The organism is Mucilaginibacter terrigena (assembly GCF_004168255.1).
GTDB classification, from domain to species: Bacteria; Bacteroidota; Bacteroidia; order Sphingobacteriales; family Sphingobacteriaceae; genus Mucilaginibacter; species Mucilaginibacter terrigena.
This window is the reverse complement of the sequence record NZ_SEWG01000004.1, coordinates 151,629-166,899: the sequence shown is the minus strand read 5'-3', so window position 1 is coordinate 166,899 and position 15,271 is coordinate 151,629. Positions and strand designations below refer to the sequence as shown.

The 15,271-nt window shown below is 44.2% G+C and carries 14 protein-coding genes and 1 tRNA gene; 6 read left to right on the top strand and 9 right to left on the bottom strand.

Annotated features, from left to right (window positions below; genetic code table 11):
- Positions 1 to 66: 66 nt before the first annotated feature.
- Together abc-f and EWM62_RS10890 are read right to left on the bottom strand one after the other, a co-directional pair.
- The gene (abc-f, locus tag EWM62_RS10895; protein ID WP_129877044.1) at positions 67 to 1,989 is read right to left on the bottom strand and encodes a ribosomal protection-like ABC-F family protein; all 1,923 of its coding nucleotides are present in this window, start codon (positions 1,987 to 1,989) and stop codon (positions 67 to 69) included.
- A 106-nt stretch (positions 1,990 to 2,095) separates the two neighbouring features.
- Positions 2,096 to 2,860, bottom strand: a complete 765-nt coding sequence (locus EWM62_RS10890; RefSeq protein WP_129876697.1) for an SGNH/GDSL hydrolase family protein — start codon at positions 2,858 to 2,860, stop codon at positions 2,096 to 2,098.
- A gap of 106 nt (positions 2,861 to 2,966) precedes the next feature.
- On the opposite strand from EWM62_RS10890, the gene EWM62_RS10885 reads away from it, so the two are divergent.
- Positions 2,967 to 4,004 carry a quinone-dependent dihydroorotate dehydrogenase gene (locus EWM62_RS10885; protein ID WP_129876696.1) on the top strand — a complete coding sequence of 346 codons (1,038 nt, stop codon included), beginning with the start codon at positions 2,967 to 2,969 and terminating at the stop codon, positions 4,002 to 4,004.
- A gap of 219 nt (positions 4,005 to 4,223) precedes the next feature.
- Here the strand turns inward: EWM62_RS10885 and EWM62_RS10880 are convergent, their stop codons facing one another.
- The 3 genes from EWM62_RS10880 to EWM62_RS10870 all read right to left on the bottom strand — a co-directional run bounded on the left by EWM62_RS10880 (position 4,224) and on the right by EWM62_RS10870 (position 5,297).
- Positions 4,224 to 4,400 carry a spore protein gene (locus tag EWM62_RS10880; RefSeq protein ID WP_129876695.1) on the bottom strand — a complete coding sequence of 59 codons (177 nt, stop codon included), beginning with the start codon at positions 4,398 to 4,400 and terminating at the stop codon, positions 4,224 to 4,226.
- 29 nt (positions 4,401 to 4,429) lie between these two features.
- Positions 4,430 to 4,500, bottom strand: a tRNA-Cys gene (locus EWM62_RS10875).
- A gap of 47 nt (positions 4,501 to 4,547) precedes the next feature.
- A complete protein-coding gene (locus tag EWM62_RS10870; RefSeq protein ID WP_129876694.1) occupies positions 4,548 to 5,297 on the bottom strand; it encodes a TrmH family RNA methyltransferase in 750 nt (249 codons plus the stop codon).
- Here EWM62_RS10870 and tamL point away from each other — a divergent pair.
- On the top strand, positions 5,288 to 7,648 hold the full coding sequence (gene tamL / locus EWM62_RS10865; protein ID WP_129876693.1) for a translocation and assembly module lipoprotein TamL: 2,361 nt from the start codon (positions 5,288 to 5,290) through the stop codon (positions 7,646 to 7,648). The two genes, EWM62_RS10870 and tamL, sit on opposite strands and share 10 nt — an antisense overlap.
- 122 nt (positions 7,649 to 7,770) lie before the next feature.
- Here tamL and EWM62_RS10860 read toward each other — a convergent pair whose 3' ends face one another.
- The 4 genes from EWM62_RS10860 to EWM62_RS10845 form a co-directional block, all read right to left on the bottom strand.
- Positions 7,771 to 8,307, bottom strand: a complete 537-nt coding sequence (locus EWM62_RS10860; protein ID WP_129876692.1) for a hypothetical protein — start codon at positions 8,305 to 8,307, stop codon at positions 7,771 to 7,773.
- Positions 8,308 to 8,346: 39 nt separating this feature from the next.
- Positions 8,347 to 8,844, bottom strand: coding sequence for a TspO/MBR family protein (locus tag EWM62_RS10855; protein ID WP_129876691.1), 498 nt, complete (start codon positions 8,842 to 8,844; stop codon positions 8,347 to 8,349).
- Between the two features lie 163 nt (positions 8,845 to 9,007).
- Positions 9,008 to 10,132: a 4-hydroxyphenylpyruvate dioxygenase gene (gene hppD / locus EWM62_RS10850; protein ID WP_129876690.1), complete on the bottom strand. Its 1,125-nt coding sequence runs from the start codon at positions 10,130 to 10,132 to the stop codon at positions 9,008 to 9,010.
- Between the two features lie 101 nt (positions 10,133 to 10,233).
- Positions 10,234 to 11,391 (bottom strand): homogentisate 1,2-dioxygenase, encoded by a 1,158-nt coding sequence (locus tag EWM62_RS10845; RefSeq protein ID WP_129876689.1) that lies wholly within the window; start codon positions 11,389 to 11,391, stop codon positions 10,234 to 10,236.
- A gap of 682 nt (positions 11,392 to 12,073) precedes the next feature.
- Between EWM62_RS10845 and EWM62_RS10840 the strand changes: the two genes are divergently transcribed.
- The 4 genes from EWM62_RS10840 (at position 12,074) to EWM62_RS10825 (ending at position 15,271) form a co-directional block, all read left to right on the top strand.
- A complete protein-coding gene (locus EWM62_RS10840) occupies positions 12,074 to 13,072 on the top strand; it encodes a fumarylacetoacetate hydrolase family protein (RefSeq protein WP_129876688.1) in 999 nt (332 codons plus the stop codon).
- Between the two features lie 44 nt (positions 13,073 to 13,116).
- Positions 13,117 to 13,503, top strand: a complete 387-nt coding sequence (locus tag EWM62_RS10835) for a four helix bundle protein (protein ID WP_129876687.1) — start codon at positions 13,117 to 13,119, stop codon at positions 13,501 to 13,503.
- A 41-nt stretch (positions 13,504 to 13,544) separates the two neighbouring features.
- A complete protein-coding gene (locus EWM62_RS10830; RefSeq protein WP_129876686.1) occupies positions 13,545 to 14,438 on the top strand; it encodes a flavin reductase family protein in 894 nt (297 codons plus the stop codon).
- A 107-nt stretch (positions 14,439 to 14,545) separates the two neighbouring features.
- A complete protein-coding gene (locus EWM62_RS10825; protein ID WP_129876685.1) occupies positions 14,546 to 15,271 on the top strand; it encodes a DUF3891 family protein in 726 nt (241 codons plus the stop codon).

Genomic DNA, 15,271 nt, shown 5'->3' with positions numbered 1-15,271 from the left:
GCGGCAGCAATGATATTTGCTTAAAGGCAACTGCTACTGCAACTGCCTCCTAAAAAACTTTTTATTCTACGCTTCCAGTTCCATGATCTGCTCGGCAAGGGCCTCCCAGCGACTTTGATTTTCCCTAAGCTCCAGCTTTTTAAGTTGATAGTTATCGCTGATCTGCTTTAGCTTTTCGGCTTGGTTGTAGATGGTGTCGTCGGCCAGTTGGGTTTCCAGCTGTTTTACTTCTTTTTCTAAAGCCGAAATATGCTCTTCCATTTTGCTCAGGTCTTGGTTAAGCTTTTTTAGCTGCTGGTGTTTGTTGTCGCTTTGCGGCTGTTTAACCGGCTCGGGCTTTTTCTCTTCCTTTTTTGGCTGAGGGGCAGGCGCAGCCACTTTAGGGTCAAGTTTTCGCTTTGCGTTCCATTCGTCGTACTCGGCATAGGTGCCGGGGTATTGTTTTATCTTTTGGTCTTCGATGAACCAGATCTTGTTGGCTACATTATCCAGGAAATACCTGTCGTGCGATACTACGATCACCGTGCCTTCGTACTGCTGCAGGGCCTGTATCAATATATTAACCGATGCCATATCCAGGTGGTTGGTAGGCTCATCCAGTACCAAAAAGTTTGCATCAGCAGTTAATGCTTTTGCCAGCGCTACACGCGATTTTTCGCCACCCGATAGTACTTTGATCTTTTTGAAAACATCATCGCCGGTGAACAAAAACGAACCTAATATCGAGCGCAACTCGGTATCGGTATGTTTTGGGGCGAAGGCCTGGAGTTCCTGTAGTATCTGATGTTCTAAATGAAGGCTCTCTAACTGGTGTTGGGCAAAAAAGGTTTGTGTAACATTATGCCCTGTAACGGCAGTACCTTTAAACTCCTTATCAGCGCCGGCTACGATACGCAGTAGGGTCGATTTACCTTTACCGTTGGCACCTATCAGGGCAATCTTATCACCTTTTTCTATGATCGCTTCGGCATCTTCTAAAATATCAATTGAGGGATATTTTTTGGTGATATGCTCTAAAGTAGACACGTGGCGGCCCGATTGCTTGCTGAAACGGAAGCTGAAGTTAACCTCCGGGTTATCATCGTCCACATCTTCAACACGCTCCAGTTTATCAAGCATTTTTATACGCGATTGCGCCATTTTTGCTTTTGATGCCTTGGCGCGGAAACGCTCGATCAAACGTTCCTCTTGTTTTATTTTCGATTGCTGGTTCTTAAATTCTCCACGCTGAACTTCGGCCCTTAAGGCTTTCTCTTCCAGGTAAAAAGTATAATTGCCGGCATAAACATTCAGTTTACCTTTACGCGATTCCACCGTGCGATTTATCACCTTATCTAAAAACCATCTATCGTGCGATACGATGATGATAGCGCCGCTAAACGCCTTCAGGTAATCTTCCAGCCACTGTATCGATGGTAAGTCGAGGTGGTTGGTAGGCTCATCCAATAATAGGATATCGGGCGCCTGTAAAAGAATTTTGGCAAGCATTACACGCATGCGCCAGCCCCCGCTAAAGGTGCTTAATTTACGTGCGCAATCAGCCTCGCTAAAACCAAGGCCGGCTAAAATTTCGTGTGCTTTATATTCAATATTATAACCGTCAAGCAGTTCAAACTCGTGCTGTTTATCGCTTAGTTTGTGCAGCAGCTCTTCGCTGTAATCTGTTTCCAGTTTTTTAAGCAAAACCTCAATTTCATCGTGCAGCTGGTTTTGGCGCTCAAACGCTTCCATGGCAACATGTACGATGTTTTTATCGGACGAGTAGGATAGCAGGTCCTGGTTAAGGTAGCCCATGGTAAGGTCCTTAGCCATTGAAATGGTACCCGATGTAGGTGTGTAATCGCCCACAATGATCTTTAACAGCGTAGTTTTACCCGTACCGTTAGCGCCTATCAGGCCAATTTTTTCACCTGGTTTTATATGCCAGTTGGCTTCATCATACAAGGCACGCGCACCAATCTCGAACGTAAGGTTATTTATAGCTATCATTTCGGGCGCAAAGATACGCTTTTGGGCTGAAAGGCTAAAGCTCAAAGCTGAAAGCTTTACAAAGGGAAGATACCAAGCTTTTAGCTTTAGTCTATTAGCTTTCGGCTTATTTCACCGTTTCCATCCACCCCTGTGCCATCAGTTTTGCGCCGGCAAGGCTGGGGTGCACGCCATCCAGTGTCCAGTAGGTGGCGGGCGCTTGTTTAAGGGCGTTATCAAATATGGTTTGATATGGGATAAACGGGAGGTTGTATTGATTGGCAATATCACGCGCTGCCTTACGGAAAAGGTCAAACGTTGGGTACCATTTGGCATCAACCGCACGGGTGCCTGTCATGGCAAATGGCTCGCCGATAATTATTTTTATGCCTGGCAGGGCTGTCTTGGTTCTCTCAATCAGTTTTCTGTAATCGGTAATGTAAGTATCTATGGTGCCGGTATAGCCGCCGCCAAGGGTATGCCAAAAATCGTTAACACCAACATGGATGCTTAGCACAGTTGGTTTTAGGGCAAGGGTGTCGGTATCCCACCTTTCGGCCAGTTGGTATACTTTGTTGCCGCCTACACCTTTGTTGTATATTTTCAGGTTTTTGGCCGCGTGTTTTTCCAGCAATTCGGCAGCGGTTAATAAAACGTAGCTGTTGCCCAAAGCGCTGTTATCGTTAGGTTCGGTTTTATTACGGTCGCGGCCCCAGTCGGTAATGGAATCACCCTGAAAAAGTATTACATCATTATCGTTCAACTGTACCTTTTTACTGCCAAAGCTGTTGGCCGAAGCTGATACGATCTGCGGGATGCTGATAGCCGCGACCGCACCCACGGCGGTAGTTTTTATAAAATTGCGGCGGGAGTTTTTGTTAGTATCTTTCATAAATTAGGTTATAAATATCCGTCTTAATGACGGTTAATTGGTAAGCCAAAATACAATATTCTTATCTAAGTTTAAGCTTAATTATTAAAAACGGTAAATTCGCGCCATGTATCAATTGCTTAAACCCCTGTTGTTTCAGTTCGACCCCGAGAACGTGCATTATTTTGTAACCCGCAACCTTCAACGTTTTAACCGTTTCCCGGGCGGCCCGGCATTAAGTAAAGCCATTTGGGGCAGCAGCGATAAACGGCTGGAACGCGTGGTTTTTGGCCTGAAGTTTAAAAACCCGGTTGGCCTTGCCGCCGGTTTTGATAAAAATGCCGAGCTGATAAGTGAAATGGGTAACCTGGGCTTTGGTTTTGTGGAGGTGGGTACGGTAACCCCCTTGCCACAGCCGGGTAACGATAAACCACGCATGTTTCGCCTGCCGGCAGATGGGGCGCTGATAAACCGTATGGGTTTTAATAACCATGGTGTTGATATAGCTGCCGAACGTATTGCAGCTTACCGCAAAAGCCTAAAGCCGGGGCAGCAGGCTCTTATAGTTGGTGGTAACATAGGCAAAAATAAGGTAACCCCTAATGAGGATGCTGTAAACGATTATATCAAATGCTTCGACAGGCTTTTTGACGTGGTAGATTATTTTGTGGTTAACGTAAGCTCGCCCAATACCCCCGGCCTGCGCGAGTTGCAGGAAAAAGAACCGCTGATGCATATTTTAAACACGCTGCAGCAACGTAATAGCAAGAACGGTATAAGCAGGCCTATCCTGTTAAAAATAGCGCCCGACCTTACCAATGAGCAGTTAAATGATATTGCCGATATTGTGAAACAAACAGGCATAGCAGGTATTATTGCTACCAATACAACTATCAGTCGCGAGGGCCTTACCTCGGCACATAAAGGGGAAACCGGCGGGTTAAGCGGCAGGCCGTTAACCAAACGGTCTACCGAGGTGATCAGCTATCTGCACAGAGTATCAGGGGGCTCGTTCCCTATCATCGGCGTGGGTGGCATTCATTCGGCTGAAGATGCGGTTGAAAAATTAAATGCGGGCGCATCATTGGTGCAGTTATATACCGGATTTATTTATGAGGGGCCGGGATTGATAGGGAGGATAAATAAGAGAATATTGCAGCGATAGGATTGACCCGCCCTGTGTCATTTCGATGAGCAGTGGGCGGGAAAGTGAGGAGGCGCGAAGAAAAATCTTATACGCCATGCTTTCACTCGTCGTATAAGATTTTTTGCTATCGATCAAGAGGCAGTTTCTCCTCGCACCTCGTCCGAAATGACAATTTAATCAACAAAAAAAGGCGTATCAATACATTGATACGCCTTTTTAATTTCTTAAAAAGAAGGATTATTTGCCTGAAGCAGCAATAGCTAAAACAGCATTGTTTTTTGCTATCTGGCTATCTTTTTTCTCTGCAGAACGGTCACCTAACTCAATGTTGGTAGCCAATTTTAAAAACTGAACTTCTAAACGTGAAGTAGTTTTGTTCCTTCTATCTTTTCTTTTTAAACGAGTAACGCCCATGACTTTTTATTTAAATGTTTTTAACCTTGAGGTCGGGAGCGGATTCGAACCGCTGTAGGAGGTTTTGCAGACCTCTGCCTAGCCACTCGGCCACCCGACCAATTTTAAGGATTGCAAAAATAGTAATTATTTGTTGCCAATCAATTTTTATTTGTACGATTTTGCCGCCAACTGCGAGCAGCATATGGCCGTAGCTATGGCCACATTCAAAGATTCGGCCCTGCCAACGCGCGGAATAGTAATGGCTTTTGTCACTAATTGCTGAATATCAGGCCTTATGCCATTACCCTCGTTACCCATAATAATTAAACCTTCGGTGCCAAAATTGGTGGTATAAATATTTTCGCCATTTAATAAAGCCCCGAAAACAGGCAGCTTTGCGACCGAAATAAGGCCAGGCAAATTGGTATAAGTGACATTTACCCGCGCCAACGAACCCATAGTGGCCTGTACTACCTTGGGGTTGTAGGCATCAACGGAATCTTCCGAGCAAATAATGGTGCTGATACCAAACCAATCGGCCGTGCGAATGATGGTACCCATATTGCCGGGGTCCTGCACGCCATCCAACACCAAACTAAACTTATTTTTTAGCGTTGTGTAGTTTAAGCCGCCCCATTGGGGTATATTAACCGTGGCAATTGCATCGGCCGGGCTTTTTAGGGCGCTTATTTTTTGCAGGTCGTTTAAAGAAATCTCCTGAAAGTTTATTTTTCGGGATAATTTAAGCAATTTTGGGGCTGTATCAGGCGTATGATATATGGTATGGATTTGATAATCAGAATCGGCAAATTCAGTTATCGATTTGTAACCCTCTACCATAAACAAACCATGTTCCCTGCGAAACTTTTTATGTTGTAAGGACGTTAGTAAACTGATCTGAGATTTTGAAAGCATATAATACACCCGGGAATATCCGTCTTGCAATATTAAGTATTTTAGTGGTTATTATTGGTGCCGGCTGTAGTGTTACACGCGGACTTACCGATAACCAGGCTATTGTGCGCAAAGTTACCATCAAAGGTATCGACAAGGAATTTTCGGAAACAGCTATCAACTACGTAGATAAAGAACAGCAGCCCAACAACTGGCTTAACCTTCAGTTTTATTATTTATTTAGTAGCAAAGGTAAGCGTAAAATAGGCGAACCACCGGCTATACTTGATAGCAATTTAGTAGAGTTTTCGCGCCTGCAAATACAAAAATACCTGATAAACAAAGGCTTTTTAAAGGCAAAGGTTACCGATTCCATAGTGGTAAAAAAGAAAAAAGCCAGGCTGTTTTTTACCGCTACCGAAGGCCCGCTTTTTAAAATACGTAACTTTAGAGATAGCATTGCCGACCCAAAAGTGCAGGAATTGTACCGTGATACGCGTAAGCAGTATACGCATTTAAATGTTGGCAGCCGGTTTGACACAGACAGCCTTGCCTATGACCGCGACCAGTTTTACCAGGTAATGAAACGGAACGGCTATTACGATTTTTTCCGCCAGTACATTAATTACCTGCCCGATTCCAGCTTTAACAAAAGTGTGGTTGATGTGGTGATGACCATTGATAACCCCGAAGGCAAAGCCGAACACCCTGTATATACCATTAACAATACATTAATAACCATTGCCCGCAGCAACGGCCGCACCACAGGCAAGGCAGATACCATTCAGGTTGATTCGCAGTTTAGGTTTGTCGACTTTTCGGGCAGGTTTAAGCCCCGCACGGTTACCAGCTATATTTTTCAACGCAAAGGGGAATTATATGATATTGATAAGCAAACATTAACCACGTCGCGCCTGTCGGAATTGAATGTGTTCAGGAACGTGCCCAACCCAACCTACGAAAAGCTATCAGACAGTACCAACCGGCTAAACACCAAAATTGATATCGTCCCCCTTAAACGCATGACAGACCGCGTAGAGGCGGAGTTTTTGTTTAACCAGGGGCGTTTTGGCTATAACCTGGGCAATACATTTACAAACCGTAATATATTTAAACAGGCGGCTATACTGCAGGTAAAGCTTAACTGGAGCATCTTATTTGATAACGGTAACTCGGCCGTTAACGAAGGGATACAAAACCAGGATTTCAGGACCGGTGTAAGCGTGATCTACCCAAGGTTACTGCTGCCCTTTAAATTCCCTAACCTGGCTAAGTTTGGCGTACCGCATACAACGTTCTCTACCAACTTCCAGATGTTTTATCAAAAGGGATTGGTTGAACGTAAGAGTTTTATCAACTCAGTTACCTACGATTTTTTTGAAACTACACGTAAACAGCACTCGGTAACACCTATAAATATCGAATTCTCGAGCGGCAGCATCGATCCTGTTGCCAGGATCGAGCTTTTAAAGCAAAACCGTTTTTCGTATGTAAAGCTTATCGGGCGTACCACTTTTACATCCGGAAGCCAGTATACCTTTCAGTATAATGCCCAGGAGTTAAACTCGTACAAAAACTTCATTTATTTTAGGGGCGGGCTTGATCTGGGCGGCGGTACACTTAGCTTAATAAGTAAGCTGATAGGTGCACCACGAGATTCGCTGGGGCAGCGCACAATATTTGGTTATGCATTTGCACAGTACATAAAAACCGAAATAGATTACCGCTGGTACCGCAGTTTAGGCGGCGAAAAGCAGTTTATCTTAAGGTTTAACCCGGGTATTGGCGTGCCTTACGGCAATAGTAACCAGCTGATATTTGAAAAGAATTTTTACACCGGGGGCGCAAACGATATACGTGCCTGGCTGCCGCGCACCCTTGGCCCAGGGCAGTTTAACCGGGCAAGTTATGGTGTTGGCGGCGCAGCCGATACTGCCCGCGCGAGGCTGAAATACCTTGACCAGTTTGGCGAAATAAAAATTGTTGCCAATGCCGAATACCGGTATAAATTGGCCGATAACTTTTTTGGCGCCAAGCTAAAAGGCGCGTTTTTTGTAGATGCGGGTAATGTATGGCGGCTGCATAAGCAGGCAGATAATCCTAATGGCGAATTCAGGTTTAATAACCTGCTGCAATCAACAGCTATAGGTATTGGTACAGGCTTGCGCTTTGATCTTAATTTCTTTATATTCAGGCTGGATGCCGCCTTTAAGTTTAAAGATCCGCAGTTTAATGGGTCAGACCAATGGGTATTTGTTAAACACTTTGGTGAACTGTTTAGCGATGGGCCGTTCAAAAGATCGTACCGGGTAACTAATGGCGAAAACTACGGTTTTATGCAGCTTAACTTTGGGATAGGGCTGCCGTTTTAAGCGCTTCGCTTACGTGATTAGAGATTAGTTAATCAGAGGTTAGGCTTTGTAAAGTTTTAATAAAGTAAAAAATAGCTAAAAAAAACAATCCATAAAGGATTCTTCTATAACCTCTAACCTACCTAAGAAAACATCCCCTTCAACCCGTCAATAATACTCTGAAAAAATGTTGGGATACTTAATCCGCTGCTGTGATTAAAGTAGAGGAATATACAGAAAATGATGAGCGCGATGATGATAAACCTTTTAAACAGGTAACCAAGTAAAATAAGCCCCAAAGGGATGGATATCAATACTATCCAGCTGATCTTTACAGGTGTAAGCTTGCTATCGTGCCGGTAGATATAATAGAGCATAGAGTGCGTTCCGCTATCATTCTCGTGCCGCGTGTAAACAAAGCTCGATTTTTCTATTTTATGACGATAAAACGCTACCCCTTTATCAAAATTAAGCTGCTCGGTAAAGCCGTTAACCGTAAACGTGAACAACCCGGTAACGTTTTCCTGGGTTATACCAGCGGTATCTACCGCTTTAATGGCTACTTCGTCTTTAGCAAACGGGTTTTCTGTTACTACAAAATGATTGATGGCTATGGTATCCGCTAAGGCGAATGTTACGGCAATAATAACGAAGGCGCAGGTAAGGAATAATTTTTTCATTTCGGGCACAATAAACGTGCAATAAAAATAGTGTTTTTCTTATTTGTTAAGTACACAAATACTAATGTTTAACAACGTAGCAAAAAGCACCCATGCAATGTAAGGCACCAGCAGCCATGCAGCCGGCTTGTTGATACGTGCAAACCAGGCTATATTTAAAATAATGGTTACCAGCAAAGCAATGATAATTATCAGCCCTCCCAATACCTGGTGCATGCCAAAAAACACTATCGACCACGAAAAATTAAGGGCCAGCTGCGTAAAATAAATAATAACCGCTGTTTTATATTTAGGCCTGCTATCGCGATGTTTCCAGATGATATAGGCTGATATGGCTATCAAAAGGTAAAGTGTACTCCATGCTACAGGGAAAAGCCAGTTAGGCGGCGTAAAAGATGGCTTGCGTAATGTTTGGTACCAGCCGGTAATTTCTGGCCGGGTAAATAACGAGGCAACAATACCAATGGTGAAGGTAATGGCGATGCTTACCAGCAGTGGGAGTAATTGAAATTTATTATTTAATGGCTTACTGCTCATGTTTTATATAACCTATGCAAGTTATAAAATGTTTAACCATATAATTCACTGTTTTGCAGGGTGTTTTAACCCTTTTATAATTAACCCTTTTATAATTAACCCTTTAATAAAAACAGCCGGGCAAAACCCGGCTGTTCAAATATGCGAGATACCCGATTTATTCTTACAAATTCCCTCGTAATTCCTGCTCGCGTTCTATAGCTTCAAATAAAGCTTTAAAATTACCCGCGCCAAATGATTTTGCACCCTTACGTTGTATGATCTCGAAGAACAGGGTAGGGCGGTCTTCCACCGGTTTGGTGAAGATCTGTAGTAAATAGCCCTCATCATCGCGGTCAACCAGGATGCCTAATTTTTTAAGCGGTTCCAGGTCTTCGTCTATTTTACCTACGCGGGCAGTTAACTCATCGTAATAAGTGGTTGGCACGGTTAAGAACTCGATGCCGCGGCTTTGCAGGTCGGTAACGGTTTTAACGATATCGGCAGTGGCCAATGCCAGATGCTGTACGCCTTCATCTTCATAATACTCCAGGTATTCTTCTATCTGGCTTTTCTTTTTTCCTTCGGCAGGTTCGTTTATCGGGAACTTCACATAACCATTGCCGTTGCTCATTACCTTGCTCATCAGTGCGGAGTATTCGGTCGAGATCATTTTATCGTCAAAGGTCAGGATGTTACGGAAACCCATGATATCCTCATAAAAATTAACCCATTGGTCCATTTTATGCCAACCCACGTTACCTACGCAATGGTCTACATACAACAGGCCCGAAACTGGCGGTTGATAGGTAGTTTGCATAGCCTTATAACCCGGCAAAAACGGCCCGCTGTAGTTTTTACGTTCTATAAAAAGGTGGACGGTTTCGCCGTACAATTTGATGCCGCTGGTACGTACTTCGCCGTGCTCATCGGTAATGGTTTGCGGCTTCTGGTATGGTTCGGCACCACGTTTTGTTGTTTGTGCAAAAGCATCGTAAGCGTCATCAACCCAAAGGGCCAATACCTTTACGCCATCGCCATGTTTTTTAATATGCTCGGCAATGGGGTGGTCGGAGTGCAGCGGCGTTGTTAGTACAATGCGTATTTTGCCCTGCTGCAATACATACGAAGCACGGTCGCGTACGCCTGTTTCGGGGCCGGCATAAGCCAGGTCCTGGAAACCGAAAGCGGTTTTATAGTAATGCGCGGCCTGCTTGGCATTGCCTACATAAAATTCAACATAATCGGTACCGTTAAGCGGTAAAAAATCTGTTGTAATTGGTTTTGTATCTAATGTTAATGTTTCCATGTTGTTGGTTGTAATTGTTGTAAGGGTTGTAAATGTTTTAATGGTTGTGATTACTGAATTTGAACGTTTAAAACGTTTTCAACTACTGTAACCTTTCAACACTAAATAACCCAGCTTTTATAATAACTCTCGTCTTCAATTTGGATCGCATCTTCGGTCAGCATCAGCGGGCGGAAGGGGTCTATCATCACGGCCAGTTCATCGGTAAATTCCTTGCCGATGGATTTTTCGACCGAGCCCGGCGCGGGGCCGTGCGGTATACCGCCGGGGTGCAGGGTTATCTGCCCTTTTACCACGCTTTTGCGGCTCATAAAATCGCCATCTACATAGTATAAAACCTCGTCGCTGTCCACATTACTGTGGTTGTAGGGGGCGGGAATTGATAATGGGTGATAGTCAAACTTCCTCGGCACAAAAGAGCAGATCACAAAGTTGTTGCCCTCGAAGGTCTGGTGCACCGGTGGCGGTTGGTGTACGCGCCCGGTTATCGGTTCAAAATCATGTATAGAAAATGCCCATGGGTAATGGAAGCCGTCCCAGCCGATAAAATCGAAGGGGTGGGTGCCGTAGGTGTATGGATAGATAAGCCCCTGTTTTTTGATCAGGATCTTGAAATCGCCCGTTTGGTCGATAGTTTCCAGGTCGGTGGGGCGCTTTATATCACGTTCGCAGTAGGGCGAATGCTCCATTAATTGCCCGTAAGCATTGCGGTAGCGTTTTGGCGACCGGATAGGGCTGAAACTCTCTACAATAAACAGGCGGTTATCCGGCGTATCAAACTCCAGCTGGTAGATGGTACCACGGGGTATCACCAGGTAATCGCCGTACTCAAATTTTATTTTACCAAAGCCGGTTTTTAGAGTACCCGTACCCTCGTGGATAAAGATCACCTCGTCGGCCTGGCTGTTCTTGTAAAAATAGTCGGTCATGCTTTTGCGCGGGGCGGCAAGCGATATGTGCAGGTCGGCGTTCACCAACACCGGCTTGCGGCTTTTCAGGTAATCGTCTTCGGGCTTTATATTAAAACCTATCAGACTGGTATGTTTAAGGTGCTTTTCGCGTGCTATTTTGGGCTCGACAGAATACGGTTCGCCCAGTTCTTTTACAATAGTAGGCGGGTAGGCGTGGTAAACCAACGAGTACAGGCTGGAAAAACCTTCGGTTGATACCAGTTCCTCGGCATATAAAGTACCATCCGGCTTACGAAATTGCGTGTGCCGCTTATGCGGGATGGTCCCTAAAGTATGGTAAATAGGCATTTTAAATTGGTTTAAATGTTGGAATGTATCGAAGTTGAAATGTTGAAACGTTTTAAGGTTGAAAAGTTGAACTTTTGACTTATCGTTTTAGAAATCAAACATTTGAAAATTCAGAATAGTTTTAATCCGACAGACAGGAATAACATTCCAACCTTTCAACATTAAAACTTTACAACAAAAATTAGAATTGCGCCAAGGCGATCTTAGAGAGCACAGCATCCCTGAAAGAAGACGAATTACTCATAGAAGTAAGCCCGAGGGAAAAGTAAAACTGTTTTTTAATGCTCATCATTAATATCAAAATTACGCTATCTAAATTTAATATGCAAGCATAGTTTTTAATGAGTGGTTGAATATTGGCTTTCAACGATTTTCTGGTCGATAAATGAGGGCAAATGTTCACGTTCACGTTTGCACATTCAGGCTAATTTTTATAAATTATTGATGGTCAATTATTTGTAAATAAAATACTGACAAAATGGCGCCACCACTTGTATCAAATTTAATTATATAGGTGCAAGGAATGTTAGCTATCCGGATAACTGTTCATCAATCAACTATTTTGCTACTTTTGATTTCCAATAAACCAATTATAATTAAGAGCGTTTTGTGCCGATAGATCGTTTGCGAGGTTCGTACACAAAATGAAATCACTAAACCAATAAACCACTAATTATATTATATGAAATTAGTATCCTACAAAACCGAAGACCGGGAACATTTAGGCATCTACATAAACGGGCATATCTTCAATCTGCACTCGTGCGATAAGCTGATCCCCGACAATATGAATGAATTTTTATGGGGCGGCGATGAACTGATGGACCGCGCTAAAAAGGTGAACGAGTCCATCAGGTCTGCTAAAATCCAGGCCAAAGAGGAGTTGTTTTACGAGCTGATGGCACCCGTACCGCACCCCACATCGTGCCGCGACGGGTACGCTTTCCGCCAGCATGTTGCCGCCGCGCGCCGTAACCGCAAGGTGGATATGATAGCCGAGTTTGACCAGTACCCCATATTTTACTTTACTAACCACAACGCCATACAAGGCCCCGGCGAAATTGAATGCATGCCCGACCATTTCCAGAAACTTGATTTTGAACTGGAAGTAGCTGTGGTGCTCAACAAAAAAGGCCGTAATATAAAAGCAGCTGATGCGGACAGTTTTATTGCGGGTTACATGATCATGAACGACATGAGCGCCCGTACCCTTCAAATGGAAGAAATGCTGCTGAACCTCGGCCCGGCCAAAGGAAAAGATTTTTCGACCGTAATTGGCCCCTGGCTGGTTACCCCCGATGAATTGGAACAGTATAAAACTTCGCCAAAAGAGGGACACACCGGCGTTACTTACAACCTGGAAATGAAGTGCGTGGTAAACGGTAAACAGGTAAGCAGCGGCAATATGGCCGATATGGACTGGACCTTTGCCGAGATCATTGAACGCTGTGCGTATGGCTGCGATGTGCTGCCGGGTGATGTAATAGGCTCGGGTACGGTAGGTACAGGCTGCTTTTTGGAGCTTAACGGAACAGGCTTGCTAAACGACCCTAATTACCAAACCCAATGGTTACAGCCAAACGACCTGGTTGAAATGGAGATAACCGGACTGGGTATGCTGGGCAATATTATTAAAAAAAGTAAAGATGATTTTTCAATTTTAGGATTGAAGAAGTTGTAAAGTTTGAAAGTTGAAATGTTGGAAGGTTGAAATGTTGATTGTCTATGCCCAAAATTGATAAGTTCGAAGATTTAGAGATATGGAAGATTGCAGTGGCAATTGCTGTTCAGGTTTATATTTTATGCGACTCTGAGCCTTTAAAATCAGATTGGGGAATGAAAGACCAGATTAGACGGGCAGCATGTTCAATGTCGGACAATATCGCCGAAGGATTTGAATATAATAACAATCCTGATTTTATTAGATTCCTTAATTATGCCAAGGGTTCGTCTGGAGAATTTAGGAATAAACTAACAATTTTAATTTCAGCAGGGAAGATAGAACAGTCGACATTTGATGATTTATACAGTAAGAGTTTGGAGTTTTCCGGTAAAACGAAAACTTTGATTGCCTATTTAAAAGAGTTTGAGGCAAACAAGAAGAAAAAATAACATTTCAACCTTACAACATTTCAACTTTACAACACCTCACCATGCTAACCCTCGATATAAAAGACCTTTCCCCGCTACAGATCCAGGCCTACCTTAACCATGCGGTGGCGCCCAGGCCTATTTGCCTGGCATCAACAGTAGATAAGGATGGCAATGTAAACCTTAGTCCGTTTAGTTTTTTTAACGTTTTTAGCGTTAACCCGCCGGTATGCGTATTCTCGCCAAGCCGCAGGGTGAGGGATAATACCACCAAGCATACGCTGGAGAACTTGAAACAGGTGCCCGAAGTTGTGATCAATATTGTTAATTACGATATGGTGCAGCAGGTTTCCTTATCAAGCGTAGAGTACCCGGCAGGGGTAAACGAATTTATTAAAGCAGGCTTAACCGAACAACCATCCGTATTGGTAAAGCCACCCCGCGTGGCCGAATCGCCGGTGCAACTGGAGTGTGTGGTAAGGGATATCATTAGCCTGGCTGATACGCCCGGCGCAGGTAACCTGGTCATTGCCGAGATCAAATATATTCACATCAAGGAAGATATTTTAAATGAGAACGGCACCATCGATCAGGAGAAAATTGACCTGGTAGCCCGCCTGGGTGCCGACTGGTACTGCCGTGTTACCGCCGATAACCTGTTTAAGGTGGCAAAGCCGGTTACTACCGTAGGTATTGGGGTAGATGCCATTCCGTATGCTATCCGCAGTTCTAAAGTGCTTACAGGCAATAACCTGGGGCAATTAGGCAACGTTGAGGTACTGCCGACGGACGAAGAGATTGAAGCCTACGCCCAAAGCGATGAGATGAAGGAGATCTTCGATGCCACCATCGGCGACAGCCAAACCCGCGAACTGCAACTGCATTTAAAGGCGAAACAATTGCTGGATGATGGTTTGGTAATGGAGGCATGGATGGTGCTGTTAAGCCCCCTCTAAATCTCCCCCGTTAGGGGAGACTTTTAGTATAATATTAGTATTTATACCCTGCTCTCCCTTCAGGGGGCTGGAGGAAACAATTTCCCTTCCCGATCATTATCCCTTTAATGATAGTTAACTACACAGAACAAGGCTGGGAAATAATAACGCAACGGGCGCATGGCTTGCTGGCCGCTCAAATTGCTATGCAGTGGCGCAAAAAGGATCGCCCCGAGCGCTGGACAGAAACCCTTATTGCCATTGCCGACCACGACGATGCCCAAACAGAACTGGAAGCTGACGACTTGCTTACCACGCAAGGTGGCCCCGTTGATTTTAGTATGAAAAAATTTGAGGCGGAACATTGCCAGCGCCTGCACAATTTTTCGGTATCTAAAAGCCGCTACATTGCCTTGCTTACATCGGTACACATGAGTTTTTTGCACAAAGGGGAGGGGGAGACAAAACCCGGGGTAAGATCCTTCCTGGCAGAACAGGAAAAACTGCAAAAGCAATGGATGAAAGAACTTGGCATCACCCAAAAAGAGATTGACCATGCCTACGGTTTGATGGAATGGTGCGATGCCTTTTCGTTATTACTCGCCCAGCACGAGGTGCAGCCCGAAAACCGCACTATAGAAGTGAGCCGGGGGCCCGATGATAAGCAGTATAAACTGATGCGAAAAGATAACGGCACACTCACCATAAAGCCATGGCCTTTTGAAGATGTTAGCTTTACTTTAAGTTTAGAAAGCAGAACACTTGCTACACTGAAATTTAAAAGCAATGATCAATTTAAAAAAGAATTGGCCGGTGCACAGGTTACAGAAAAGATTTGGCGGTTAGAGAAATAG